This window comes from Staphylococcus sp. GDH8C109P, from assembly GCF_017893405.1.
Classification (GTDB): Bacteria; Bacillota; Bacilli; order Staphylococcales; family Staphylococcaceae; genus Staphylococcus; species Staphylococcus cohnii.
Window position 1 is genome coordinate 88,508 of record NZ_JAESMX010000027.1, and the last position, 25,927, is coordinate 114,434.

General features: G+C 31.4%; 23 protein-coding genes. 16 read left to right on the forward strand and 7 right to left on the reverse strand.

The annotated features are described in order from the left end of the window. Positions 1-549, forward strand: coding sequence for a 6-phospho-3-hexuloisomerase (gene hxlB, locus KA867_RS13010; RefSeq protein ID WP_210138306.1), 549 nt, complete (start codon positions 1-3; stop codon positions 547-549). 151 nt (positions 550-700) lie between these two features. Here hxlB and KA867_RS13015 read toward each other — a convergent pair whose 3' ends face one another. Further along, on the reverse strand, positions 701-2,875 hold the full coding sequence (locus KA867_RS13015) for a bifunctional glycosyltransferase/CDP-glycerol:glycerophosphate glycerophosphotransferase (RefSeq protein ID WP_210138307.1): 2,175 nt from the start codon (positions 2,873-2,875) through the stop codon (positions 701-703). Positions 2,876-3,090: 215 nt separating this feature from the next. Continuing rightward, on the reverse strand, positions 3,091-6,276 hold the full coding sequence (locus KA867_RS13020) for a CDP-glycerol glycerophosphotransferase family protein (RefSeq protein ID WP_210138308.1): 3,186 nt from the start codon (positions 6,274-6,276) through the stop codon (positions 3,091-3,093). Positions 6,277-6,393: 117 nt separating this feature from the next. Here KA867_RS13020 and KA867_RS13025 point away from each other — a divergent pair, with 117 nt between their 5' ends. From KA867_RS13025 to KA867_RS13065, 9 genes are all read left to right on the forward strand, one after another. Further along, a complete protein-coding gene (locus KA867_RS13025) occupies positions 6,394-7,821 on the forward strand; it encodes a glycosyltransferase family 2 protein (protein WP_210138309.1) in 1,428 nt (475 codons plus the stop codon). 307 nt (positions 7,822-8,128) lie between these two features. Beyond that, positions 8,129-10,156 (forward strand): acyltransferase family protein, encoded by a 2,028-nt coding sequence (locus KA867_RS13030; protein WP_210138310.1) that lies wholly within the window; start codon positions 8,129-8,131, stop codon positions 10,154-10,156. A gap of 75 nt (positions 10,157-10,231) precedes the next feature. Further along, positions 10,232-10,387, forward strand: a complete 156-nt coding sequence (locus KA867_RS13035; protein ID WP_210138311.1) for a hypothetical protein — start codon at positions 10,232-10,234, stop codon at positions 10,385-10,387. Between the two features lie 396 nt (positions 10,388-10,783). Further along, positions 10,784-12,142 (forward strand): AMP-binding protein, encoded by a 1,359-nt coding sequence (locus KA867_RS13040; RefSeq protein WP_210138312.1) that lies wholly within the window; start codon positions 10,784-10,786, stop codon positions 12,140-12,142. Then, entirely contained in the window at positions 12,143-13,285 is a 1,143-nt protein-coding gene (locus KA867_RS13045; RefSeq protein WP_210138313.1) for a thiolase family protein, read from the forward strand. Continuing rightward, positions 13,257-13,619, forward strand: a complete 363-nt coding sequence (locus tag KA867_RS13050; protein ID WP_210138314.1) for a hypothetical protein — start codon at positions 13,257-13,259, stop codon at positions 13,617-13,619. The genes KA867_RS13045 and KA867_RS13050 overlap by 29 nt, the downstream gene beginning before the upstream one ends. Before the next feature lies 1 nt (position 13,620). Next, positions 13,621-13,884 (forward strand): hypothetical protein, encoded by a 264-nt coding sequence (locus KA867_RS13055; RefSeq protein WP_210138315.1) that lies wholly within the window; start codon positions 13,621-13,623, stop codon positions 13,882-13,884. A gap of 190 nt (positions 13,885-14,074) precedes the next feature. After that, positions 14,075-15,487, forward strand: coding sequence for an MFS transporter (locus KA867_RS13060; protein ID WP_210138316.1), 1,413 nt, complete (start codon positions 14,075-14,077; stop codon positions 15,485-15,487). Between the two features lie 307 nt (positions 15,488-15,794). Further along, positions 15,795-16,235 (forward strand): ASCH domain-containing protein, encoded by a 441-nt coding sequence (locus KA867_RS13065; RefSeq protein ID WP_210138317.1) that lies wholly within the window; start codon positions 15,795-15,797, stop codon positions 16,233-16,235. Between the two features lie 247 nt (positions 16,236-16,482). Here KA867_RS13065 and vraX read toward each other — a convergent pair whose 3' ends face one another. Together vraX and thiD are read right to left on the reverse strand one after the other, a co-directional pair. Next, positions 16,483-16,653 carry a C1q-binding complement inhibitor VraX gene (gene vraX, locus KA867_RS13070; protein ID WP_157947957.1) on the reverse strand — a complete coding sequence of 57 codons (171 nt, stop codon included), beginning with the start codon at positions 16,651-16,653 and terminating at the stop codon, positions 16,483-16,485. 281 nt (positions 16,654-16,934) lie between these two features. After that, positions 16,935-17,765 carry a bifunctional hydroxymethylpyrimidine kinase/phosphomethylpyrimidine kinase gene (gene thiD / locus KA867_RS13075; protein ID WP_107383632.1) on the reverse strand — a complete coding sequence of 277 codons (831 nt, stop codon included), beginning with the start codon at positions 17,763-17,765 and terminating at the stop codon, positions 16,935-16,937. Positions 17,766-18,020: 255 nt separating this feature from the next. Here thiD and KA867_RS13080 point away from each other — a divergent pair, with 255 nt between their 5' ends. The 4 genes from KA867_RS13080 to KA867_RS13095 all read left to right on the forward strand — a co-directional run bounded on the left by KA867_RS13080 (position 18,021) and on the right by KA867_RS13095 (position 20,995). Beyond that, positions 18,021-18,677: a uracil-DNA glycosylase gene (locus KA867_RS13080; RefSeq protein WP_107383633.1), complete on the forward strand. Its 657-nt coding sequence runs from the start codon at positions 18,021-18,023 to the stop codon at positions 18,675-18,677. A gap of 5 nt (positions 18,678-18,682) precedes the next feature. Then, positions 18,683-19,054 carry a DUF5327 family protein gene (locus tag KA867_RS13085; RefSeq protein WP_210138318.1) on the forward strand — a complete coding sequence of 124 codons (372 nt, stop codon included), beginning with the start codon at positions 18,683-18,685 and terminating at the stop codon, positions 19,052-19,054. Between the two features lie 24 nt (positions 19,055-19,078). Next, on the forward strand, positions 19,079-19,441 hold the full coding sequence (locus KA867_RS13090; protein ID WP_210138319.1) for a DUF423 domain-containing protein: 363 nt from the start codon (positions 19,079-19,081) through the stop codon (positions 19,439-19,441). Between the two features lie 63 nt (positions 19,442-19,504). Then, entirely contained in the window at positions 19,505-20,995 is a 1,491-nt protein-coding gene (locus KA867_RS13095; RefSeq protein ID WP_210138320.1) for an APC family permease, read from the forward strand. 203 nt (positions 20,996-21,198) lie between these two features. Here the strand turns inward: KA867_RS13095 and KA867_RS13100 are convergent, their stop codons facing one another. The 3 genes from KA867_RS13100 to hemQ form a co-directional block, all read right to left on the reverse strand. After that, on the reverse strand, positions 21,199-21,651 hold the full coding sequence (locus KA867_RS13100) for a threonine/serine exporter family protein (RefSeq protein WP_107383637.1): 453 nt from the start codon (positions 21,649-21,651) through the stop codon (positions 21,199-21,201). Between the two features lie 11 nt (positions 21,652-21,662). Next, complete coding sequence (locus KA867_RS13105; RefSeq protein WP_481906162.1) at positions 21,663-22,430, reverse strand: threonine/serine exporter family protein; 768 nt, start codon at positions 22,428-22,430, stop codon at positions 21,663-21,665. A 682-nt stretch (positions 22,431-23,112) separates the two neighbouring features. Next, positions 23,113-23,862: a hydrogen peroxide-dependent heme synthase gene (gene hemQ / locus KA867_RS13110; protein WP_107383639.1), complete on the reverse strand. Its 750-nt coding sequence runs from the start codon at positions 23,860-23,862 to the stop codon at positions 23,113-23,115. A gap of 172 nt (positions 23,863-24,034) precedes the next feature. Between hemQ and pta the strand changes: the two genes are divergently transcribed. Both pta and KA867_RS13120 read left to right on the forward strand, forming a co-directional pair. Continuing rightward, entirely contained in the window at positions 24,035-25,021 is a 987-nt protein-coding gene (gene pta / locus KA867_RS13115; RefSeq protein WP_210138322.1) for a phosphate acetyltransferase, read from the forward strand. Next, positions 25,021-25,860, forward strand: coding sequence for a lipoate--protein ligase family protein (locus tag KA867_RS13120; RefSeq protein ID WP_210138323.1), 840 nt, complete (start codon positions 25,021-25,023; stop codon positions 25,858-25,860). Before pta ends, KA867_RS13120 begins: the two co-directional genes overlap by 1 nt. Positions 25,861-25,927: the final 67 nt, after the last annotated feature.

Below are 25,927 nucleotides of genomic sequence, written 5' to 3' on the forward strand. Positions count from 1 at the left end.
ATGAGTGAAATTACAAATTATCGTTTGATTTTAGACGAGTTAGATCATACGTTATCTCATGTTAAAGATAGTGAAACACAAGCTTTTTTATCACAAGTGATTAAAGCAAATCATGTGTTTGTAGCGGGTAAAGGACGTTCTGGATTTGTAGCAAATAGTTTTGCTATGCGTTTAAATCAACTTGGAAAATTTGCTTATGTTGTTGGTGAATCGACAACACCTTCAATTACTGAAAATGATTTATTTATTGTCATTTCAGGTTCAGGTTCAACGGAACATTTGAGATTATTAGTTGAAAAAGCAAAATCTGTCGACGCAGAAGTCGTGTTATTATCTACGAATCCAAATTCGGCAATTGGTGCATTGGCTAATACCGTTATAGAACTTCCTGCAGGTACAAAATATGATGCAGAAGGATCTGCACAACCTTTAGGTAGTTTGTTTGAGCAAGCAGCACAAATCTTTTTAGATAGTCTAGTACTAGATTTAATGAACGAACTTAAAGTCGATGAAGAAACGATGCAAAGTAATCATGCTAATTTAGAGTAGTATATTTATTACAACAAAATGTATTATCGTTGAGTATGTTAAAAATGCATCTCATTCTCATAAAAAGAGAGCTAATTCCAAAAGGATTAGCTCTCTTTTTTAAGGTTGAAATTTTGCGATTTTAACCGTACATGCTTATCAGAAAGTATGGTTAATTTTTATGATTGTGAATTTTATTATAAATCAAATCACCAATATATTGAGATGCTTGGCCATTTTCAACTGAACAAAACTTATTATGAAAAGTGTTTATTTTATCGCTGTATTGTTGTGCATAATAGCTAAAGTGATTTAAGCCTTCAATCAACTCATCAGTATTTGTGAAAATAGGGCCTGGTAATTCATGTAAATAATCAATATAAAATCCACGTAAATTTTCTTTGTATTTTTCTATATCATAAGCATAGAAAAATTGAGGGCGTTTCAAAACACCATAATCAAACATAACAGAGGAGTAATCCGTGATTAAACCATCGCTTATTAAGTAAAGTTCAGATACATCATTATAATCAGAAACATCAATGATAAAGTCTTCATAACCGCTCAGATCAAGCTCATTTGCAATTAAATAGTGCATGCGTAATAAGATGATATATTGATCACTAATATTTGCACGGAGTTTAGCTAAATCTAGTTGTACAGTTTGTTGGTAATTACCTGCTTCATCGTATTCATCATCTCGCCATGTTGGTGCATATAAAACAACTTTTTTATTAATAGGTATATTTAAGTTTTCTTTAATTTCATTTATATATGGCTGATTCTGAGCATGATTGACTAAATTATCATTTCTAGGATAACCGATTTCTAAAATATTTTCTTTTTGCATCCAAAACGCTGATTGAAAAATAGCGGTAGAATAGGCATTGGGTGATATTAAGTAATCCCAGCGGCGAGTTGCGTTATAAAATGATTTTTTATAAGATGCAGTAGTTGTATTGGGCATCCGTACTACTCTCATATCATTTGCTAATTTTTTAAGTGGAGTACCATGCCAAGTTTGAATATATAATTGATTATCTTTTTTGTTGATATGCACTGGTATCCTGGCGTTTGTAACCCAAACATGTGCTCTTCGATAAATGTCGAAATAGGATTTACTATTTTTAGCAATTAAATTTAATTCTTGGGGGAAATTCGCTTTGCTTTGTGTATCATAAATCCAATAATACTTGAAATCAGGGTATTTATGTTGCATATATTCATAAATGTACTTTGGGCTATCGTTATAATTTTTTCCTCCAAAAGATTCAAACACTATCGTTTCATTGTCTACATCTTTCTTCTTATTGAATAAAAGGTATTTCGAAAGCGCTTTATTTGGTTTGTTTAAAATGATGTTTTTTAAATATCTTGTACGTAATCTCCACTTATTAATAGAAAGTGCTAGTCGATAATCTGTATGTTGCAATAATAATAATTCGATTTTAAATAGAAACTTGGTTTCGCGTTGAATAGCTGGCATTAGTAATGGAATTAAGTTAGTTAATGATTTATGACCGATGAGATATTTCTTCTCAATATCAGGATCACTGGGTTCAAACCAAAGCTTGATAGCTTTTAATATGCTTTTACATACATATTGTTTTAATACTGGGTCTTCGATACGGTCAAGTGCATCATGAGACGCTTTAACAAAATCTTTAAATAAATAGTCAAAAGATTGTTCGCGTAGTTTATTTGTATTTAAAGGATCATAAATTTCTCCACAAATATAGAAAGGGATACCTTTAATCTCAACGTAAGTTTTTGCATATTTAAGATAGTCTATGATAAATGACCAATCTGAATAAACATTCAAAGACTCGTTAAACATTAATTTTTGTTGAAGCACAATACGTGTATTAAAAATGATGTTAGCAACAGCATGTTGTGCTAAGATATTACTTTCATTTTTTGGAACTTTTTTATAATTAACTTGTAAAACATCGTCAGTATAAGCCTTTGGTATATTCAAAATAAAATCTGTAATAGGACTAATAAGGGTATCATAGTTTTTTAAATATTTAAGATATATTTCAACTGTATACGGTGCAAGAAAGTCATCAGCATCAACAAATAAAAAATGAGTCGTTTTAACTTGAGCAATGCCTTGATTTCTTGCATGACTATGGCCATGATTTGTATTGAACTTAATGTATTCTACATTTATATTATCATTATCGATTTGCTTAAATAATCGCTTTTCTGAAGTATCGGTAGAACCATCGTTTACTAATATTAAATTAAAATTTTTATCTGTTTGGTTTATTAGTGAAGTGATACATTGCTCAATGTGATCTTCATTATTAAAAAAAGGAACTATTATAGACAATGTATTGGTCATGTTTAGTTAACACCTCTTGAAAATAGTATTAGATATAAATACAGGAGTGAGTTAAGAAATCAAATAGAGATTATTTGCTTTCAAATACTCACTCCTAACATTGATATTAATTATTAGATTTTTGATATTTTTGTAATACAAACAAATAGATATCTACTTGTTTGTATTGTTATTTGCTTACGTAAAATATACTTAATGATAATTAGGCGCATTAATTAAAAGAAACGTTCTACGATACTTTGAGCTGCAGTTCCGTTTTCATATGAACAAAATCTTTCATGAAATTGTTCGTATTTCATCTCGTATTCTTGTTGAATTTGTTCAATATTTTTAATAGCATGTATTAATGTTTCATTTGTTTTAATAAGCGGGCCTGGTGCTTCATTTTCAAAATCAAAATAGAACCCTCGCAAACTGTTTTTATAATGTTCTAAATCGTAAGTGAAAAATAGCATAGGTTTTCTTGTATTAGCAAAATCAAACATTACAGAAGAATAATCTGTGATACAAATGTCCGTTATTAAGAATAAATCACTGATATCATTATATTTACTGCCGTTAATTACAAAATTGTCTAAGTTACTATCTAGATTCAATGCATTACTAATTATAATATGTGGTCTTAGAATTAAAATATAGTCTTCACTAAGTTGTTCTTTCATTTGTTGTAAATCAATTTGTAAGTTAATGATATGCTTTTTAGCTTTATTAATTTCATCGTCACGGAAAGTTGGTGCGTATAGAATAATTTTACGATCGTCCTGAATACCTAGACGTTGTTTGATTTTTTCTTTCTTATTATTAATATAAGTTACGTTATTATTGTAGAATATATCATTACGTGGATAGCCAACTTCTAATATTTCTTTATGGAATTCAAAGGCAGATCTAAAACATTCAGATGCATATGGACTTGGTGAAACGAGATAGTTCCAATATTGAATTGCACCATTAACACGGTTTTTATAGTTCGCATCTCTACCTTCAAAGCTTTCCACATCATTCAGCATTTTTTTCAGAGGTGTACCATGCCATGTTTGAATATATACTGTATCTTTTGGTTTTGAAATGTAATGTGGGAAGTTTTGGTTGTTTATCCAATATTTTGCACGTGATAAATAATGATAATATTCTGGTGATAGTCGTTTTACTGTTATGACGTTAGAATCATTAAATGGGAATTGTTGATTACTTACCCATACAATTTGATAACGGTCAGTATATGCTTTTAATGCATCATAGATGACTTTCGGACTGTCACTGACGGCTTTGCCTACATTACTTTCAAATACAACTAAATCTTTTTTGACTGGTACAAACTTAGAAATAGCTGAGTTATATTTATCCATTACATTAAAGTATTGCTTGCTCTTTCTAAAACGTTTGAATAAATGTTGTGACAAAATATCATATTTAAATCTGCTTTTTAATTGGTTAGTTGTTCTATGATTTAAGACTGCTTCGAAAATTCTTTCGCTATTGTGTTGATCATGATATTTCACGAAACGATTTGCTTTTGTTTCGACTGTTTTATCGATTTGATAATGGTTGCTAATCATTTTTTTGAGTAACGACTCTAAATCTTGTTGATTATTGACAATTGTACCAGGCAATTCATTTTCTATATCAAGGTGTGAAGGTTCATTACCTAAAAATGCATGTTTATCAAACTGATAATAAATCACAGGTTTGTTTAAAAAGCTGAAATCAAACGCAACACTTGAATAGTCAGTAATCATTAACTTACTTTCTTGGATTAGTTTCTGTACGTTGACATCACCTTGTTTAATACTTGTAATATAATTTGGTACATTAAATAATTCAATGAAAGGCTGCATATTGGGATGTAAGCAGAAAATGATTTCATTGCCCTTGTCAGCAATAGCCTTAATACTTGGACTATTTAATAATTGGTTAATGTTTTCTAGATATTCAGAATCCTCTAGTCGTTCCCAATTGATTAGCCAATCTCTCCATGTTGGAATAATTAAGATTTGGTCTTTAGTTTTTACTTTTGGATTAAAAAGCTCGTCAAATCGTGCTAAACCTGTCACTGCTACTTGTTTACTATCAAATTTCAAATCTCTAACTACAATTTCTTTTTCTCTTTCTGAGCTGGCAATAAATAGGTCAACATTAAAATCCTTCAATTGATTACCATTGATATTTGATAAATTTTTAACTCCTAAGACACCATGTTGTAAAAAGACTCTAGTTGCCTTGATCTTCTTTGTGTAAATGGCACTGTTGGTAGGGAATATTAACTCAGGATGGTGTGTAGTACAAATATAATCAGCCTGTAGCATAATATTAAAGTGTTCTGGCGATTTATAGTAAATAACATTACCAAAAGGAAGCACATTTTTAGCTTCGATAGAGTCTTTTTCAATTATGTAAAAGACAGGTAATTCAGGATGGTGCGTACGCATATATTTAAAGAAGTGATAACCATTATCTTGAGCTTTATAAGATTTTTCACCGATTACCCAAACTTTTTGATCTTTCTTTTTGAATGGTAATTTCATATTCGGCATTTTTAAATTTTGTATATAAGTTAAATAACTATCGATTGTATATCTATTGATTCTAAATGAAAGATTGCGACCTTTCATTGTTAGATAAGGTGTAATGGAGATGATTTCATCTTCGAATTCAGTAATGATTTCCCCTTTAAGAAAGCGCTCTGCTAATATTCTAGGATTACCTAACTTAACTTCAATAGGCAATTCTGATTCTTGAACATCAATTTCTAAGTAGATATCGATGATATCCCCATTTTCAAATGGATATTTCATAAAATCGATAAGTTCATGATAAATATCTAATGAAAAATTTATGTAAGTTGTCTGTTTTCTTTTAGTAATCGATTTTGCTGGGAAAGCAATAGTCTTTTTTCGAGTCGTAAATCGCGTGCCTAACACTAGAGCAATGTTTTCAAAAGTTGAATTAATGATTGAACATTGTCCCTCTATTTTTGCTTCATGATTATTAAACTTAAATGAGTCAATATGTCTTCTTGAAAAATAGATTTTTGAAGGTGTATATTGAGTCATCGAAAAGTGTAGAAAACCATTTTTAGTAATATAAGGATGGATTGAATACTCACCATCTGTCACTTCTGATAGGTTGCAAACAGTTGAATTTGCGTTATTAACTTTCAAGTTTTTTTGCGTCGTTAAAATTACATCAGATTCTTCAACGACCAAATATAATTTATTCGTTTCTTGTTGTTTAAAAACAGAAATCACTTCATTTAAATCAATTTTAAAGTTGGCTGTATTATCTATAGGTTCATAACAAAGTGAGTTATATTCGTTTTTAATATATAATTTATCAATTGATTTATTTGTTTCATTAAAAGAAATATTAAGGATTGATCCTTCTTGTATTATATTTTGCAACAAACTTCCTCCCCAAAATAAATATTTTTTTATTAGTATAATTATAACAATCTATAGGCTATAATTGTTAATATAATTCAAATTTCAAAAAGAAAATAATTTACATGGAGGTAACATATGAAAAAAGTTTTATTTTCGATTGTCATAACAACCTTCAATAATGAAGATTTTATTAAAAAAACTTTAGATTCAGTTGTAAACCAAACGCTTAATAATAAACAATATGAAATCATTGTTATAGATGATCATTCAAGTGATGGTACTTGGGATATTGTGCAACAAACGAATGCAGAAAATTTATATATGTATAGATTGTCAGAAAATAGTGGTGGACCATCGCATCCAAGAAACAAGGGTATTGAATTAAGTAAAGGAGATTATATATATTTCTTAGATGGTGATGATTGGTTAGAACCTACGATATTAGAAAACATTGCTGAAAATAAACAGTGGTTAAAAAGTGATGTGATTATTTCTAAAGTAATAAAAGTAAGCGACAATAAAAAATCGGTGCATGCTCGGTTTATGACAGATCAGGCACATATTAACCAACGAACTAATAACATTCCATATTTATATTATTATTTAGGACCGAGTGGTAAATTTATTAGTCTTCAGTTGATTAAAAAGAATAACATTCGTTTTTTACCTAACTTACACTTCGGTGAGGATAAGTTGTTTTTTATGAATGTGTTTAGTGTGGCTAAGCGTGCAACAACTACTACTAAAATAGGTTGTTATTTAAATAGATTGTCTCAAAACGTTTCTATTATAAGAAGAACGAATTTTATAAAAAAAAGAGAAAGTGACTTTGAAATTTTCAAAGCAGCTTTACAAATTAAAAATACAAAAACACGAGATAAGTTTTTATTACGTATCGTCGAATATGATTTGTTATATAATTGCAATTCTCATGTATTTAATAATTTAAATGATGTTGAAAAAGAAAGTGTCTTTAAAATTATAAAAGAAATCTATTATAATGATTATGTAAGAAAGAAAATCGTTAAAAATATTAATTATAGATTTAAAAATGCTGTCGAAGCTATTTATGAAAATGATTTAGAAAAATTTGTGTGTTTCTTCATATGGTTGAAACAAGGAGTAAAACTATTAGAACAGCGTGCTCATAATCGTTATAGTTTAACAAGTGTAGATGATTATCATTTTGAATATATTGCACCAATTAGTAACTTAAAAAATTTACAAGTTTCTGAAGAATGTGTATATTTGCAAATCGATATTCATAACCTAGACAAAGAACGTGTGTCAACTATTCAACTAGAAAATCGTAAAAATTGGCAAGATTCAAAATTTGTTCAAACATTTACAGCGAACCAAGGTTTTTTGACAATTGTACTTAATAAAAGTGATTTAGAAGAATTAGTTTTAGGTATTTTTAACATTATGATTATGTATGATAGTTACAAAACATTAAATGTCAAATATGCTTTTACAAAAGAAGTAAATGTTACAGGTAAAATCGCTACATTTTATCCTACAATCAACGGAAATTTAGCACTTAAAGTATCATCCAAAACATGAATTTAATGACTGAACGGGTTTGTGTTTAAAGATGAAAAATAAGTACCTAAAACAAAATGAGCAGGAACAGTAACATCTTAGTCTCAATAATTACTTTGGTATTGAGTAATCCGATTGAACAAACATTTATTTAATTATTTATAAGTTTAGCTATAAATAATCTTTAATAGATGGTATAGACGACCTGAGTAGTTTGTAAAAAGATGCTTTGGAATTTGTACAGTTTCTAGTTAATTTTGTTAGAGTAGGATAGATAAAATTCTATCCTGCTCCTTTTAATAAATGATTATAATTAAAGGAGAACAAAATGGATAATAGGAAGAATTTAATAGACATAGAAAGAAAATTCAGGCCAGAAATAGAAGGTTTAAGGATAGTTGCAGCCTTGTTAGTAGCAATTTATCACATTTGGTTTGGAAAAGTATCAGGTGGTGTAGATGTTTTCTTTGTAATATCAGGATTTTTAATTACTACATCTATTATTTCTACAATAAACCGAACAGGTGATTATAAATTTTGGCCATACATATCTAAGTTGCTAAAAAGGTTATTACCATCAGCATTATTTATTGTTTTAGTGACGTTACTATTAAGCTTGTTCTTTTTACCTTCGACTATTTTAGTGAAAACGATTAAAGAATCATTAGCTTCCATATTTTATTATCAAAATTGGCAATTGGCATTTAGTAGTACGGATTATTTAGATGCTAATCAAATGAAAAGTCCATTAGAACATTTTTGGGCTATGTCTATACAAGGACAATTTTATATTATTTGGTTTTTATTATTTACATTTGTACTATTTTTAGTTAGAAGATATTCACTTTCGAATGGAAAGAAACTCGTAAACTTTTTTTTAGGAATCATATTTATCGTTTCGTTTATTTATTCGATTTACCTTACAATCGTGAATCAACCTTTTGCATATTTTATAACCTTTACAAGAGTATGGGAATTTGCATTGGGTGGATTGCTATGTGTGAATCTAGCTAGTATTAAAATTAATAAAAAAGTAGCTGCAATTATCGGATGGATAGGGTTAGTAGGATTGATATTAACCGGTGCGCTCTTTGATGTTTCTACAATGTTTCCTGGTTATATTGCTTTATGGCCGATGACATGTGCTTTGTTAATTGTACTTTCGGGTAATGTGGATACTAAATATGGTGTTAAGAGATTTTTATCTTTACCTATTATGACAAAATTAGGCGGTATATCCTTTGGTATTTATTTATGGCACTGGGTATTACTTTCATTTTTTAAATATAAAATAGCTGAAAACCCTTCAATATTAGAAGGGGTTATAATTATTTTATTATCTATTGGTCTTTCTTTATTAATGACTAAATATATTGAAGCACCTATAAGAAATAATAAAATAAATAAAAAAGCGTTTAAACCGATTTTAGTGATGTTAGCAATTAATTTGTTATTGGTTATTGCGTTATCCATAATACACTATTCAAATAAAAGTAATATGGACAAGCCTCTCAATACAAGTGATTATCCGGGTGTAAATGCTATTTTTAAACAATTGCATGTAAAAGAACAGGACCCAATACCTAATTCAGCAAATACATTCGATGATTTACCGCAATCTCACAAAGATGGAAGTAACCAAAACCTTAAAGATACGGATGTTAAAATAGGGAAATATGGTAAAACAAAAGATTATAAAGCGACCATTGCATTAGTAGGTAGTTCTCATTCAGAACATTGGCTTGGTGGCTTTATCAAAGCAGCAGAAAAAAATGATTATAGAGTGTTAAATATTACTAAATCAGGCACACGTTTTTCTAGTGGTTATAATGATGATTCGATTAAAGGTAAGTGGGTACAAAATGTGAATGAATATTTGGAAAATAGCGATGATATTGATTTAGTAGTTTCACATGCCACTTCCGCTGCAAGTGATAGTAAGTGGGTTCAAGATCAAATGGTAAATCAACTAAAGATTGTAAAAAATGATTATGGCATTGATGTTTTAGCAGTTAGAGATATACCAACGTATAATTTTAACGTTGCTGAGGAATTTGATAAATTTGGTGAGAAAAAATTAATTAAGAAAATGAATAACTATGATAGTCAACAAGATCAATCGTATTGGAAGCAATTTATACAAAATAATAATGATATGTATACATTCGATCCAACCGAATATTTCAAAGAAGATAATCAATATAAACCAGTTATTGGTAACGTAGCAATTTATAGAGATATGGATCATATGACGAATACTTATTCAGAATCGTTCGGAGATGTGTTAGCAGAAAAATTAAAACATACAATAGAAAATAAAGATGATAATAAAGATAAAAATTTAAATGAAATATAATGTTTAGTATTATTTTATATTTCAATAAATGTGTTTATGGTATTTAATATGAATAATAAAAAAGGGGTATTATTTATGAAATTTTTAAAAGGATTTATTGGCTTCATTTGTATTAATGTATCGATTTTGGGAGTAATAAACATTTTAAAACGGTATAAAAAAGATTCTACCACAGTAGATGAAGATACATCAGACAAAGCATATGCGTTGATCATTAACAATATTGACTAATTGTTCAATGATAGATTAGAGTGAACAGATATGAATTTCTGATTATCAAAAAATAACTAATAAATATAATGATGTTACTGAGAAACTAGGGCGAGTAATTGAAATAAATGCAAAACGTATTTATTTTGAATACTTGCTCTTTTTTTATTGAGTTAGGTTTTCTAACCGTATGATTAATAAACCTATCTTGAAATATATAATCTCCTTAAAATTGGGATGATTCACCACAAATTGATCATTTTTTTGTTTTTTTAAGGAATTTGAACTCAAAATTGCTCAATTTAAATTAAAAACATGGGATATTTATGGCATTAGAAACCAAATGTTTTCATTATATTATGCTATGCTTTAAATGTTAATATATTTTGTATAAAAGTTAACAAAGGGGGCTGGCATTTGAACATTTTAGAAAAAATAGAAAACCACGCTAAACAACAACCGCAGCAAGTTGCTTTGAGTTTTGATAAACAAGATTTAACTTATAGTGAGTTAATTAAAGAATTGAACATAAAAAGTGGCTTGTTTTCTAATATACCCAAGCATAGTTTTGTAGGAGTGGTAACACGACACCCACAAAAGACGTTGATTTTATATTTAGCATTGTTAAAAAGTGAATGTATACCGTGTATTTTCGATAATAGATGGTCGAGCGCGCAAACCTTTAATTTAGTCGGAAAATATGGTGTTCAATATCTCATAGAAGAAGATGATTTAAGCGTACATAATGTGGCTAAAAAGGATAAATTCAAGAACGATGAGGATTTGCTGCATATCGCTTTTACATCCGGAACAACGGGGTTACCTAAAGCATATTATAGAGGAACATTATCTTGGATAAAGTCTTTTTCAAAAAATGATCAATTATTTGACAGAACGATAAATGCAATCGTTGCTCCAGGTCCGATGTCACATTCTTTATCATTATATGCATGCATTTATGCTTTGTATACAGGTAGAACGTTTATAGGACAGCAATATTTTGAAGCAAAGCGTTTAATGCAAACACTCCAACAACATAAAGTAAACACAGCGAGCTTTATGGTACCAACAATGATACAAGCTTGTGTTTCGACTCAAATTTTAATAAAAGGAAAGCATTATATTTTAAGTACTGGAGATAAACTTGCCTTACACGTTCGTCAACGTATTCAACAGTGCTTTCCCGAAAGTGATTTAATTGAATTCTTTGGGACATCAGAGGCTAGTTTTATTAGTTATAACTTCAATAATAGTGCGCCACCAGAATCTGTTGGTAAATTGTTTCACAACGTGCACGTAAATATTGAACAGTCAGACGAATCAGGGATAGGTTTATTAAAGATACGAAGTGATATGTCATTTAATGGTTATGTCGATGAAGATAGCTGCAATGATAGGTGGATTGAAACAGGGGATTTTGCTTCATGTGATACGCAGGGACATTTATTTTTACATGGTAGAAAACATGATCGCATGATTATTGGTGGACGTAATGTTTATCCGTTCGAAATTGAACAGAATGCCAAATGTATTGATTTATTCGATGAATTAGTCGTTATCAGTGAAAAAAATTCTAGATTTGGAGAAATTGCTATTTTACTTTATACAAGTGATCGTACAGTTAGTTATAGCTATTTTAGAACGATAATGAAACATCATGTAGCGCGTTATCAAATACCATCAAAATTAGTTAAAGTAAAACGTATGATCTATACCCCGAGTGGAAAAATTGCGCGAGAACGTATGAAACAATGCTATTTAAAAGGAGAATTATAAATGAATGAAGCGGTAATTGTAGCAGCAAAACGAACTGCATTTGGTAAATATGGTGGGAAATTACGTCATTTAGAACCTGAATTATTATTACAACCATTATTCAATTATTTGAAAAATAACTTTGCAGCAATAGTGAGTAATATAGATGATGTAATTTTAGGTAATGTTGTAGGAAATGGTGGTAACATTGCACGAAAAGCACTTTTAGAAGCTGGATTAAATCAACAAGTGCCAGGTGTGACGATTGATCGCCAATGTGGTTCGGGTTTAGAAGCTGTAAATCAAGCTTGTCGCATGATACAAGCAGGTGCTGGATCAATATATATTGCAGGCGGTGTGGAAAGTACAAGTAGAGCACCGTGGAAAATCAAACGGCCACAATCTGTATATGACACGCATTTACCAGAATTTTATGAAAGAGCCTCGTTTGCACCTAATGACCAAGATCCATCTATGATACAAGCAGCTGAAAATGTTGCTGAAAAATATGGTATATCAAGATTTGAACAAGATAAATTCGCATGGCACAGTCATCAAAAAACGCTTGATGCTTATCAACATCATCATATTACCCAAGAAATAACGCCACTGACGATTAAGGGAGAAATATTTGAACAAGATGAAAGTATTAAAACTAAATTAACGCAACAGACATTAGGACGATTAAAGCCATTATTACCAAATGGAAGCGTCACTGCTGGTAATTGTTGTATGAAAAATGATGGTGCTGTATTACTACTTGTCATGGAAAAATCAGTTGCTCAAGCATATGGCATACAAAGTGGATTATCATTCATTGATCAAGTAACCATAGGTGTTGATCCTAATATACTCGGTATTGGTCCTGTGCCTGCTATTGAAAAGTTAATAGCAAAACAGCAACTGTCTTTAAAGAATATCGATGCTGTAGAATTAAATGAAGCATTTGCCTCTCAAGTTTTAGCAAGTCAACAAGCTTTAAACATACCAGCAGAGAAATTAAATATTTACGGTGGTGCTATAGCTACTGGACACCCTTATGGTGCAAGCGGTGCTGCACTTGTTACAAGGTTGTTTTATATGGAACATAAGTATAGAACAATCGCAACCATGGGTATTGGGGGAGGTATGGGCAATGCAACATTATTTGAAAGATGGTCATGAACAGCAGGAAATGGTATTCCATAAAAAAGATGTAGAAGCTTATAATCAATTGTTTAAACGATCGAATAGCACTGATGTTTCTCCGCTTTATTGTGCGAGTCTATGGCCCGAATTTGAATTGTTCAAACCTTTTATTTCTACTAATTTACTATTAAAATCCACGGAGATTGAGCAATATCATCCTTTAAAAATTGATGTCATATATCAAGTGCGATTGACATTGATTGAACAGAAAAAAATTCGTCAATTTATCAAATATAGCTTTGAAATGAAAATAAATAAAAATAGGACTAATTGTATATATATTATGCAAACGTTTTTAGAGAAGGTGTAAAATGATACAGATATTACCCAACGATGTAGAGCAATATTTGCGTCTTGTCAAAGATGAAAATCCTTTGCATCGTCAGATTGTACCGGGACAAATGATTGTGCAACTTGCATTGATATACAATGAATTGAATTGGAAAAGTTATAAAATTAATTATGTTGAACCAGTTGATATATATGAATTTCTTCAATTTGATTTTGAAAGTGAATATAAATTAGTTGTGAAAAATAATCACAATAAAGTTAAAGTTGCTATTTTGAAAAAATAAGTTGGTAATCAATGAAAATTGTCCGTAATTAGATAATGAATTTAAAAGAAAAATGAGTTTCTTCATATTTAAAATTAAATACAATTTTTGTATAAAAATTAAAAAACGAAAATTAAAAAATTTGAATCAGTTTGACATACACTCCGAACTCAGTATAATAAGTAAACATGTTAAGGGAGTGACTTAAATCGTGGATTATGAACAAGATTTTGATAAACGTAATATCAATAAGGTGAACCCGAGGACTGCGAAAAAAACTGTATTTGCAACCGGTATTGGTAATGCAATGGAATGGTTCGACTTTGGACTTTATTCTTATTTAGCAGTTATCTTAGGACAAAACTTTTTTAGTTCGGTAGAAAATGACCAGCTGAAAACGATATTTACATTTGCAACATTTGCAATTGCATTTTTATTAAGACCAGTAGGTGGCATTATTTTTGGTATTATTGGTGACAAATTTGGAAGGAAAGTCGTTTTGACGACAACCATTATCATGATGGCATTTTCTACTTTGTTAATTGGATTATTACCTACATACGATCAAATAGGTGTATGGGCGCCAATTTTACTATTATTAGGTAGAGTACTTCAAGGTTTTTCAACCGGTGGAGAGTATGCAGGCGCAATGGTTTATGTTGCTGAATCCTCACCAGATAAATCAAGAAATGGTCTAGGTTCAGGTTTGGAAATTGGTACATTATCAGGTTATATCGCTGCATCAGTAATCAGCGGCTTACTATTTTTCTTTTTAAATGAGGAACAAATGGCTACATGGGGATGGAGAATACCATTTATTTTGGGTCTATTCTTAGGTATATTTGGTTTTTATTTAAGAAGAAAATTAGAGGAATCGCCAGTATTTGAAAATGAAATAGCTACACAACCAAAACGAGATAACATCGGCTTTTTCACAATTGTTCGCTATTATTACAAAGATATTATTGTATGTTTTGTAGCTGTAGCATTCTTTAATTGTACGAATTATATGGTAACTTCATATATGCCATCTTATTTACAACAAATAATTAAATTAGATAGCACAACGGTTTCTGTACTTATAACGATTGTCATGGCAGTAATGATTCCATTGGCATTAATGTTTGGTAGAGTTGCAGATCGCATCGGAGAGAAAAAAGTCTTTTTAATAGGACTATGTGGTACAGCTATCTTTAGTACTGTGGCATTTGCGTTATTCCAATCAGGTTCGTTGGTTTTAATCATTGTAGGCATATTTACGTTAGGATTTTTCTTATCTACTTATGAAGCGACGATGCCAGGTTCGTTACCAACGATGTTTTATACGCATATCCGTTATAGAACATTAGCAGTAACATTCAATGTGTCAGTATCGTTATTTGGTGGCACAACCCCGTTAATTGCGTCTTCATTAGTTGCGAAAACAGGAGATCCACTTTCACCAGCTTATTACTTAGCAGCAATGGGTGTTATAGGGATTATCGTTATTTCATTGTTACATGTAAGTACAGCAGGTAAATCACTGAAAGGTTCGTATCCAAATGTTCAAAGTGATGAAGAATATGAATATTATACAAAAAATCCTGAGAAAGCTTTATGGTGGGCAGACGATAAACGCGTATAAATAGTATGGCATACAAATCATTTTTAAATAAAATGTATGAATACTATCGATACTAATATTTAACAATAGTAATTTAAAAACTAGGTTGTTCATTCTCTGTAAAATTGAGAAATGGATGCCTAGTTTTTTCGTGAATTTTTTTATTATAGCAAATAGTTATATATGATTTACAATAGTGTTGATATTTTTATTTTCGTTAATGATTTCATTTTGATAGAGGAATAACACGCGAAAGCAATAAGTCATACAATTTATTTATGTTATGTTTAAGCAGAAAAACAATATACATAGTTTGGGAGGAAGAATGATGACAGTAGAACAGTATTGGGAAAAATTCGTACAATTGTGTCCATCATATAAGAATAAAACATATGAAGCATGGTCGTTTGGTGTAAATGAGGATGAATTAGCAGAATTAGTAAAACAAGGTGAAAAAACGGCTACGACAAGTGGTTATGAAACATATCAAGTAGATTGTGAACCACTACCTCAAGCGGGAGATGTGAGCGTGATTTTAAATAAAAAAGGGGAGCCACAATGTGTGATAGAAACAACACGCGTTTATCAAACACCATTTAATGCGGTTACTGAACGTCACGCTTATTTAGAAGGTGAAGGTGATAAGTCACTCGCTTACTGGCGTAAAGCACATGTTGATTTCTTTGAACCTTATTATACATCTCTAGGTTTGGCATTTAACGAATCGATGATTGTAGTGTGTGAAGAATTTAAGGTGTTATACAAATAAGTAAAGTGGTACATAAGTTAGGGGTGCTTCGAGTGTGCTCTCCAAGCAAACAAAGGGGACAATCTTTGCCTAACTATGTACCACTTAGGGTGAGTGTTTATAAGGGATGTGTTACACCAAGTATCTATAATGGGACAGTTATATATACTTGGAACATATTTCTAAAGGGGAATTCTTTGTTCTGTTTCTTCTAATTTTAGTCTTGGAACTTACGTTTCTGTTTTTTCATCGATGTATTGAAGTGTGGCTAATAACTTAGATTTAAGTTATCGACATCACTTTCAAGTAGAGAGAGTAACGTATATAATTCATTCTTGCTGAAATTTTCATCGCATTTAACAGAAATCGTTTTGAATGTCTTGGTGATAATTTCATAAATCGGGTTACCATTCTCAAAAGATTGTTCGTAGATAATCATGATGTCATACCTCCTTGTCTCTCTACACTTATTATAATAATAGATATGTTAGAAAATAACATGGGCCTGTAGTATCAAATTTTAATCAGACTAATGTCTGATATATTTTGAGTTTGAAAAATTTGATATTATTAACTAAATATGAAGATGTTTTATTTGCTCAAAATAAAGGCATAAGATTTGAGTTAAAGATTGTTGATTAATACAATATTGTAAAATAAAAAAAGAAATCTGAAGCATTATTCGTTATGAATATGTTTCAGATTTCTCTTTTTTATAATTTATACTTCAGTTACTTCAACATCTATATGTTCAATACGATTGTATGCACCATGATCTACAGGACCAACAAAGTCGTTCATTTTCCAGCCGTTTTTAATTGCAGATGCCACAAATGCTTTGGCAGCAATTACGGCTTCTTTTGGAGATTTACCATTTGCTAAATATGCAGTAGTTGCTGCAGCAAATGTACAACCAGCACCGTGATTATAACTTTGCTGGAACATGTCAGTAGTTAATTGATAGAAATTTTTTCCATCATAGTATAAGTCATAAGATTTATCTTGATCTAATGCTTTACCACCTTTAATAATAACGTGCTTAGCACCTTGTTGGTGAATAATTTCAGCTGCTTTTTTCATATCGTCTATTGATTTTAAAGTGCCAAGGTTAGCAAGTTGACCAGCTTCAAATAAATTTGGTGTTACGACTGTAGCTTTTGGTAACAAATACTCAATCATTGCATCAGTATTGCCAGGATTTAAAACTTCGTTTTCTCCTTTACATACCATTACTGGATCAACTACAAAATAGTTCGCACCTGATTCTACATATGCTTCGCCGGCACGTTTAATAATCTCTTGTGTCCCTAACATGCCTGTTTTCACTGCATCTGGACCGATTGATATTGCAGTTTCTAATTGTTTTTCAAATACATCGAATGGAATTGGTGTAACATCATGAGACCAAGATGCTTTATCCATTGTTACAATAGATGTTAATGCAACAATGCCGTATGTTCCTAACTCTTGGAATGTTTTTAAGTCTGCCTGCATGCCTGCACCAGCACTTGTATCTGAACCGGCAATGGTTAATGTTTTTTTCAATGCCATGAATTTTCACTCCTATATATGCGTTTGTATATATCATACCACGTTTGTCGACTATTCTAAATAATGACGTTTACAATGTAATAAGGTTACAATATTGAATAAATCAGTATATCATTTTGATTCTGTTACTGATACATATTAAAATGAAATTAAATATATTCATTATAATTGTGTTTATGATTAAGCTAACACTACTAAATCTCTCAAGCGAGAAAGTAGCGCTTTATGTTACTATATTAATCGAGGTGAACGTGTATGGAATGGTCTGATGTTTTTCATAAAATAACTACGGAGCATGATTTTACTGAAATGCATAATTTTTTAGAAAATGAATATACGACAAAGGTAATCTATCCAGATAGGGAAAACATTTATCAAGCTTTTGATTTAACGCCTTTTGAAAAAGTGAAAGTTGTTATCTTGGGACAAGATCCTTATCATGGACCAAATCAAGCACATGGTTTAGCATTTTCTGTGCAACCGAATGCTAAGTTTCCGCCTTCATTAAGAAATATGTATAAAGAACTTGAAGACGATATCGGTTGTGTAAGACAATCACCACATTTACAAGATTGGGCAAGAGAAGGCGTTTTATTGTTAAATACTGTTTTGACAGTACGACAAGGAGAAGCACATTCTCACAGAGATATAGGCTGGGAAACTTTTACAGATGAAGTGATTAAAACAGTTTCTGAAAATTTGAGTAATGTTGTATTTATTTTGTGGGGTAAACCCGCACAACAAAAAATGAAACTGATTGACACATCTAAACATCACGTTATTAAATCACCACATCCAAGTCCATTATCTGCATATCGCGGGTTCTTTGGTTCAAAACCGTATTCCTTAACAAATGCATATTTACAAAAAAATGGCATTGAACCTATAAATTGGTGTGAAAGTGGGTTATAAAATAAATGGAAAAAGAGAAAATTATTCAACTTATTGAACAAGAATTAGTTCAAGCAGATGAAGCTAAGAATGATGCAGAGTTTGAAAAGCATATCTATGCCATTCATACACTAACGTCTTTAGTAAATAGTGCACATGATAAGCAGCATGTTAAAGATAATACGTATTCAGTGTCTACTTCATTTAAATCATCACAAAATGTAAAACACACTACAGCTAGTGAGAAACAAGGTATCTCTCCTGAAGAAATTCAAGCAATGGGAGGGAAAATACCGGCTTCTTCGACAAAATATACAAATACTAATACTTCGCTAAATTCTAATAAATTAGTAACAGACGATGAAATTGGTAATGGAGATTCAATTTTTGATTTTTAATTTAAGAAAGAGAGGTTTATTTATATGAAATTATTTATTATTCTCGGCGCTTTAAATGCTTTAATGGCTGTAGGTACTGGCGCATTTGGCGCACATGGTCTGGAAGGTAAGTTATCGGATAAATATTTATCTGTATGGGAAAAAGCAACCACTTATCAAATGTATCACGGGCTTGGGTTACTATTAATTGGAATTATAAGTGGTACAACGTCAATTAATGTAAATTGGGCAGGATGGCTTTTATTCTTAGGCATTGTATTTTTCAGTGGTTCGCTTTATATCTTAGCGTTAACACAAATTCGTATACTTGGTGCAATTACACCAATCGGAGGTGTTTTATTTATTATAGGTTGGTTAATGTTAGTGATTGGTACGATTAAATTATAATTTTATAATTGTTATAGAATTCATCTTATGGGTATAATACATCTCATGAGGTGAATTTTATTTATGGGAAAAAATGATAAGAAAGTAGATAGAGGAGATTTAAAACAAAACTTATCTGAGAAATTTGTTTGGGCAATTGCCTATGGTTCGTGTATCGGTTGGGGCGCATTTATTTTACCGGGTGATTGGATTGGTCAATCTGGACCTATTCCAGCAGCTATTGGTATTGTAATTGGTGCATTGTTAATGATTTTAATTGCGGTAAGTTATGGCGCGCTTGTTGAACGGTTCCCAGTTTCTGGTGGGGCTTTCGCGTTTAGCTTTTTAGGCTTTGGCAGATACGTAAGTTTTTTCTCATCTTGGTTTTTAACTTTTGGTTATATTTGTGTAGTGGCTTTAAACGCAACTGCATTTAGTTTATTAATTAAATTTTTATTACCTGATGTTTTAGAAACAGGTAAACTATATACCATCGCAGGATGGGATGTTTATATTACTGAAATATTAATTGCATCATTGTTATTGATTGTATTTATGTTTATAGCTATTAAAGGTACGAGTGTTTCAGGTTCGCTACAATTTTATTTCTGTGTAGCGATGGTCATTACAATCTTATTGTTATTTTTCGGTTCGTTCTTTGGTAGTAATTTCTCATTAGAAAATTTACAACCATTAGCGAACAAAGAAAAAGGTTGGCTTACATCAATCGTAATGATAGTTGCAGTGGCACCGTGGGCTTATGTAGGTTTTGACAACATTCCACAAACTGCAGAAGAATTTGATTTTGCTCCAAATAAAACGTTTAAACTTATTGTATATAGTTTATTAGCAGCAGCATTTACATATGTGCTAATGATTTTGTATACAGGTTGGCTAAGTAGTTCAGAGAATGATTTAAACGGTCAATTATGGTTAACAGGTGCTGTTACAAGTGGAGCATTTGGCTATATAGGTTTGGCAATTTTAGCGATTGCTATTATCATGGGTATTTTTACTGGTTTAAACGGATTTTTAATGAGTTCAAGTCGTTTATTGTTCTCAATGGGACGCTCAGGTATTATGCCTTCAGTATTTAGTAAATTGCATAATAAATATAAAACACCGTATGTAGCAATCATATTCCTTGTAGCTATCACATTGATTGCACCTTGGTTAGGCCGTACGGCATTGACATGGATTGTTGATATGTCATCTACGGGTGTTTCGATAGCATACTTTATTACATGTTTATCAGCAGCTCGTTTATTTAGTTATGACAAAACAAGTAACACATATGGTCCGGTATATAAAACATTTGCGATTATCGGTACAATAGTATCGTTTGTTTTCTTATTACTATTATTAATTCCTGCTTCACCAGCTGGATTATCAACGCCATCTTATATTGCATTGTTTGGTTGGTTAATTATAGGATTAGTCTTTTTCGTAATTCGTTATCCTAAATTAAAACAAATGGATAATGATAAATTAAGTAAATTGATATTAAATCGTTCGGAAGATGAAGTAGTGAACCTTATTAATGAAAATAAAGTACCAGAGCAAACGCATAAATAGATGACATTCGTTAATTATTTATGTGATAAACATATAAATAATTATATATGGTATGCTTACAATATTTTGTGTATGAAAAAAACACCTATCAATAGCAACGGATTTTAATTGCATATTGATAGGCGTTTTTAAAATAAAATTATCATGTCTTATACAAAAAATCTGAGGACTTTTATGTGCCTCAGATTTTTTATGTTCAATTATTAAATGTGCTTTTTGCTGAATTTTGTGCCGGAAACGATGAGTTTAGATATTTGATCAGCAAATAATAAACCTAAAGCGATTGCGCCTGCAATCAGCGTTACTTCTAGCATCGTGTTAATTGCTTTACTAAAGTCTAACAAAATAAGATTTTTCGTAGCGTCAAAGGCTAAACCTCCAGGTACCAAAGGTATAATACCTGGCACCATAAATAGAATAACTGGTTCTTTTTTAAAGCGAGCCATTATATGACTAAGTAAACCCAATGCTAAACTTCCAAAGAAGCTTGAATAAATGGTGTGAAGTTGGAAACCATCATAAAATAATGTATAAACCATCCAACCACAAGCACCAACAATGCCAACAGCATTATATAAATATTTTGGAACATCAAATATAATACCGAAGAATAGTGAAGCGGTATAACTAAATATTAAATTTAAAATCCAAAACATAAGCATTGCTCCTAAGAAATAATAAGTATGGTACCGACACCTGCCCCGATACCAAAGGCAGTTACTAATGCTTCTAATGATTTAGTTGTAAACATTAACATGTGGCCACTGAATAAATCTTGAATAGCATTAGTGATTAAAACACCTGGTACAATTGGCATCACTGCTGAAATAATAATTGTTGAAATAGAGCCACCCTGTATAAGCGTATTTCCCATTACTGCCACTGCGCCAATAACGAGGGCACCCATAAATTCAGGAATGAATTTAGTGTGTAAGTTTCTATTTAAAAGTTCTACAACGAGGTAACCAAAAGCGCCTGCAACGAGTGCAGTGAATACATCAACTAAGTAACCACCTTGTAAATATAGAAAACTGATAGAGATAATCGCAGCTGCAATAAATTTAAAAAATAGATCGTGATTAATACTTTGTTCATGATATATTTTTTGTAATTCTTGATAAGCATCTTCAACTGAGAGTGTGCCATCGGAAAGTTGTCTAGAAACACGATTGGTTCTTGATATACGATGTAGATTGGTGTCTCTTGTTCTTACTCTGTAAATTCTTGGATAAGATTCATTATGTAACATAAAATTAATGACTGTATTCGTAACAAAACTATTACTTTCTGTATAACCTAATGTGAAGGCAATACGAGTCATTGTATCTTCTACACGAGACCCTTCTGCTCCAGATTCAAGTAAAATTCTGCCAGCTAGAATTATGACATCTTTTGCTATTTTTTCTTCATAATTTTCTGAGTATTGAACATTTATTGTCATCTAATCACCAATTATATTTTATTTAACTAAACCATTTGTAACTGTATTTTCATGGGATATATTTAGTAAGTTAATATTTTTTATTGTAACACTTTATTCAAATAATATGTTGGGTAAAAAAACACAGATTGTATTTTAAAAAATTGAATTTTATACAATTTTAGTAATGCAAATATGTTTCAAATGTTTCAAACAGGTTAAAATAGTATTAGTTGACTGTTACAAAATATTGAGTAGCGACAATATTTAACAGTTGACCCTTAAATTAAGTAGTGATTAAAGTTCTCCCAAACACACTACATTCAGACAGGCACACTTGGAATAAAACAAGTGTGCCTTTTTAGTCGCTCTTCTTTCTACGAAGTAGAAAGAAGAGCGACTTATGCATGCGCAGCGCAGGCGAACCAAACGAAACGAAGTAGAAAGTTAGAGCGACTTATGCATGCGTATTATCGGAACATTTGTCTTCAGAGTCCCAGTTTTCAAAATTAAACGTAGTCATTAATTTATATAGCTATTGTAATTGTATTAAGCATGAAAAACAAAATGGCTGTATGATTGGAAAACTTAGATCTAAGGCACAATGCTAGTGATATATGAATGAAAAATAAAAAATGATATATATAAACACCCCTCCATTTAAATGGAGGGGTGTGACGATAGAATATAACGATATTTATATTTCAAACAGTGTTGGTAAACTATCTTTTGTAATAATGTTACCTACATAGAAACTACCAAAATCACCGTAACGTGCTGTCGTTTCGTCAAATCTCATTTCAGAAACAATTTTTTTGAATTGAAGTGGGTCATCTGCAAATAGAGTAACACCCCATTCGAAATCATCAAAGCCCATAGAACCTGTGATAAATTGTTTGATTTTACCAGCATATTGACGACCGATTTTACCGTGATTGTACATAAGTTCTTGTCGGTCTTCTAGTGACAACATGTACCAGTTATAAGTTTCATTACGACGTTTGTCCATAGGATAGAAACAAATATATTCGGATTGTGGTAATTCTGGGTACAATCTTGGTTTGATATGTGGATTTTCGTAAGGATCTTCGTCAGATTTTCCTGCTAAATAATTGCCTAGTTCAATAATAGAAACAAATGAATATGTCGGAATTAAAAAGTCTGTGATTCTCAATTTATTGAATTCATTTTCAAAAGCATTTAAATCTTTTAATTCAGGACGTAATGCCCATAAAAGAATATCTGCTTTTTGACCAGTAATATTATAAAATGCATGATCGCCTACATGGTTAGTACGCGCTTCTTCGTGTTTATCTAAAAATGCTTGTAACTCTTCAACTAACGTTTGACGTTCATTTTCTGGGACTAAACGTAAACTAGCCCAATCTATAGCATATAATAAATGTAAACTATACCAACCATCTAAAGTTTCTGGCGCTTGTGGCATATTGAATCGCTCCTTTATGAAATAATTCTATCTCTACACTGAAAATTCTATCATAAAGGTAACTATAAAACATAAGTAAATGATTACAAATTGGTGACATGGAATTCTATAAAAAAATGACGTATAATAGTAATGGAAAAAATAATAGTATTAAAAATTTGAGGAGGCCCATATGTCTTTATTAGATGTATTACAAGAGAAATTATCAGGAAAAAATGTGAAAATTGTTTTACCTGAAGGAGAAGATGAACGCGTATTAACTGCGGCAACACAATTACAAAGTACGGATTATGTAACACCGGTACTATTAGGTAATGAAACAAACGTTAATGCGTTAGCTAAAGACAAAGGTTTAGATATTTCGAACTTAGAAATTATCGATCCTGAAACGAGTGAGTTGAAGCAAGAGTTAGTGACAGCTTTTGTTGAACGTCGTAAAGGGAAAGCAACTGAAGCCCAAGCTCAAGAAATGTTAAAAGACGTAAATTACTTTGGTACGATGCTAGTATATACTGGTAAGGCTGAAGGTTTAGTAAGCGGTGCTGCGCATTCTACAGGTGATACAGTTCGTCCAGCACTACAAATTATTAAAACAAAACCAGGTGTAACTAAAACATCAGGTATATTCTTTATGATTAAAGGTGAAGAACAATATATCTTTGGTGATTGTGCAATCAATCCTACATTAGAAGCAGAAGATTTAGCTGAGATTGCAGTAGAAAGTGCAAAATCTGTGCAAAGTTTTGGCATGTCACCACGTGTAGCAATGTTAAGTTTCTCAACAAAAGGTTCTGCAAAATCAGATGATGTTGAAAAAGTTTCAAATGCTGTAGCGTTAGCACAAGAAAAAGTTGAAACTGATCAACTTAAAGATGTAGTTATTGATGGAGAATTCCAATTTGATGCTGCAATTGTACCTGAAGTTGCTAAGAAAAAAGCACCAGATGCACAAATTCAAGGCGATGCAAATGTATTTATTTTCCCAAGTTTAGAAGCGGGTAATATTGGATACAAAATTGCGCAACGTCTTGGTGGTTATGATGCAGTAGGTCCAGTATTACAAGGTCTTAATTCACCAGTGAATGATTTATCTCGTGGTTGCTCAATAGAAGACGTGTATAATTTATCAATCATCACTGCTGCTCAAACATTACAATAATGGATCTAGCAAGTAAGTATTTTAATAGTGCCACTTGGCGTTATGTGGACCATTCTTCTGGATTAGCGCCGATGCAGTCATTTGCCTTTGATGATACTTTGTCAGAAAGTGTCGGCAAAGACTTATCAAGTAGTGTGGTACGTACTTGGATACACCAACATACAATTATTTTGGGTATCCATGATTCAAGGTTGCCGCATTTGCAAGATGGTATTCGCTATTTAACCGAAGAACGAGGGTATAATGCGATTGTGAGAAACTCAGGTGGTCTAGGTGTCGTACTAGACCAAGGTGTACTCAATATATCACTTATTTTTAAAGGCAAACATGACATTACAATTGATGAAGCATTTTCAGTTATGTACTTATTAGTGTCCAAAATGTTTGAAGATGATGATGTGGAAATTGAGACCTATGAGATTGAACAATCATATTGTCCAGGGAAATTTGATTTAAGTATTAACGGGAAGAAATTTGCGGGTATTTCACAAAGACGTGTTCGAGGTGGCATAGCTGTCCAAGTATATCTATGTGTTGAAGGCGATGGCAGTGAACGTGCTGCATTAATGAAAGCATTTTATGAACGCGCATTACAAGGTGAAAGTACTAAATTTGAATACCCTGATATTGACCCTCAATGTATGGCGTCTTTAGCGCAATTATTAGGCAGAGCGATAACAGTTCAAGACGTAATGTTCCAGTTGTTATACGCGTTAAAAGATTTAGGCGCTAATTTGACAATGGAAGATATTACGGATGATGAGTGGCAACGATATGAAGGTTATTTTGACAAGATGATTGAACGCAATGCTAAAGTTAATCAAAAAATGGACGAATGATACAAAGACTAGAAACGATACATTGTATTCGTTTCTAGTCTTTTTATTGGATAAAAAAACCATACGC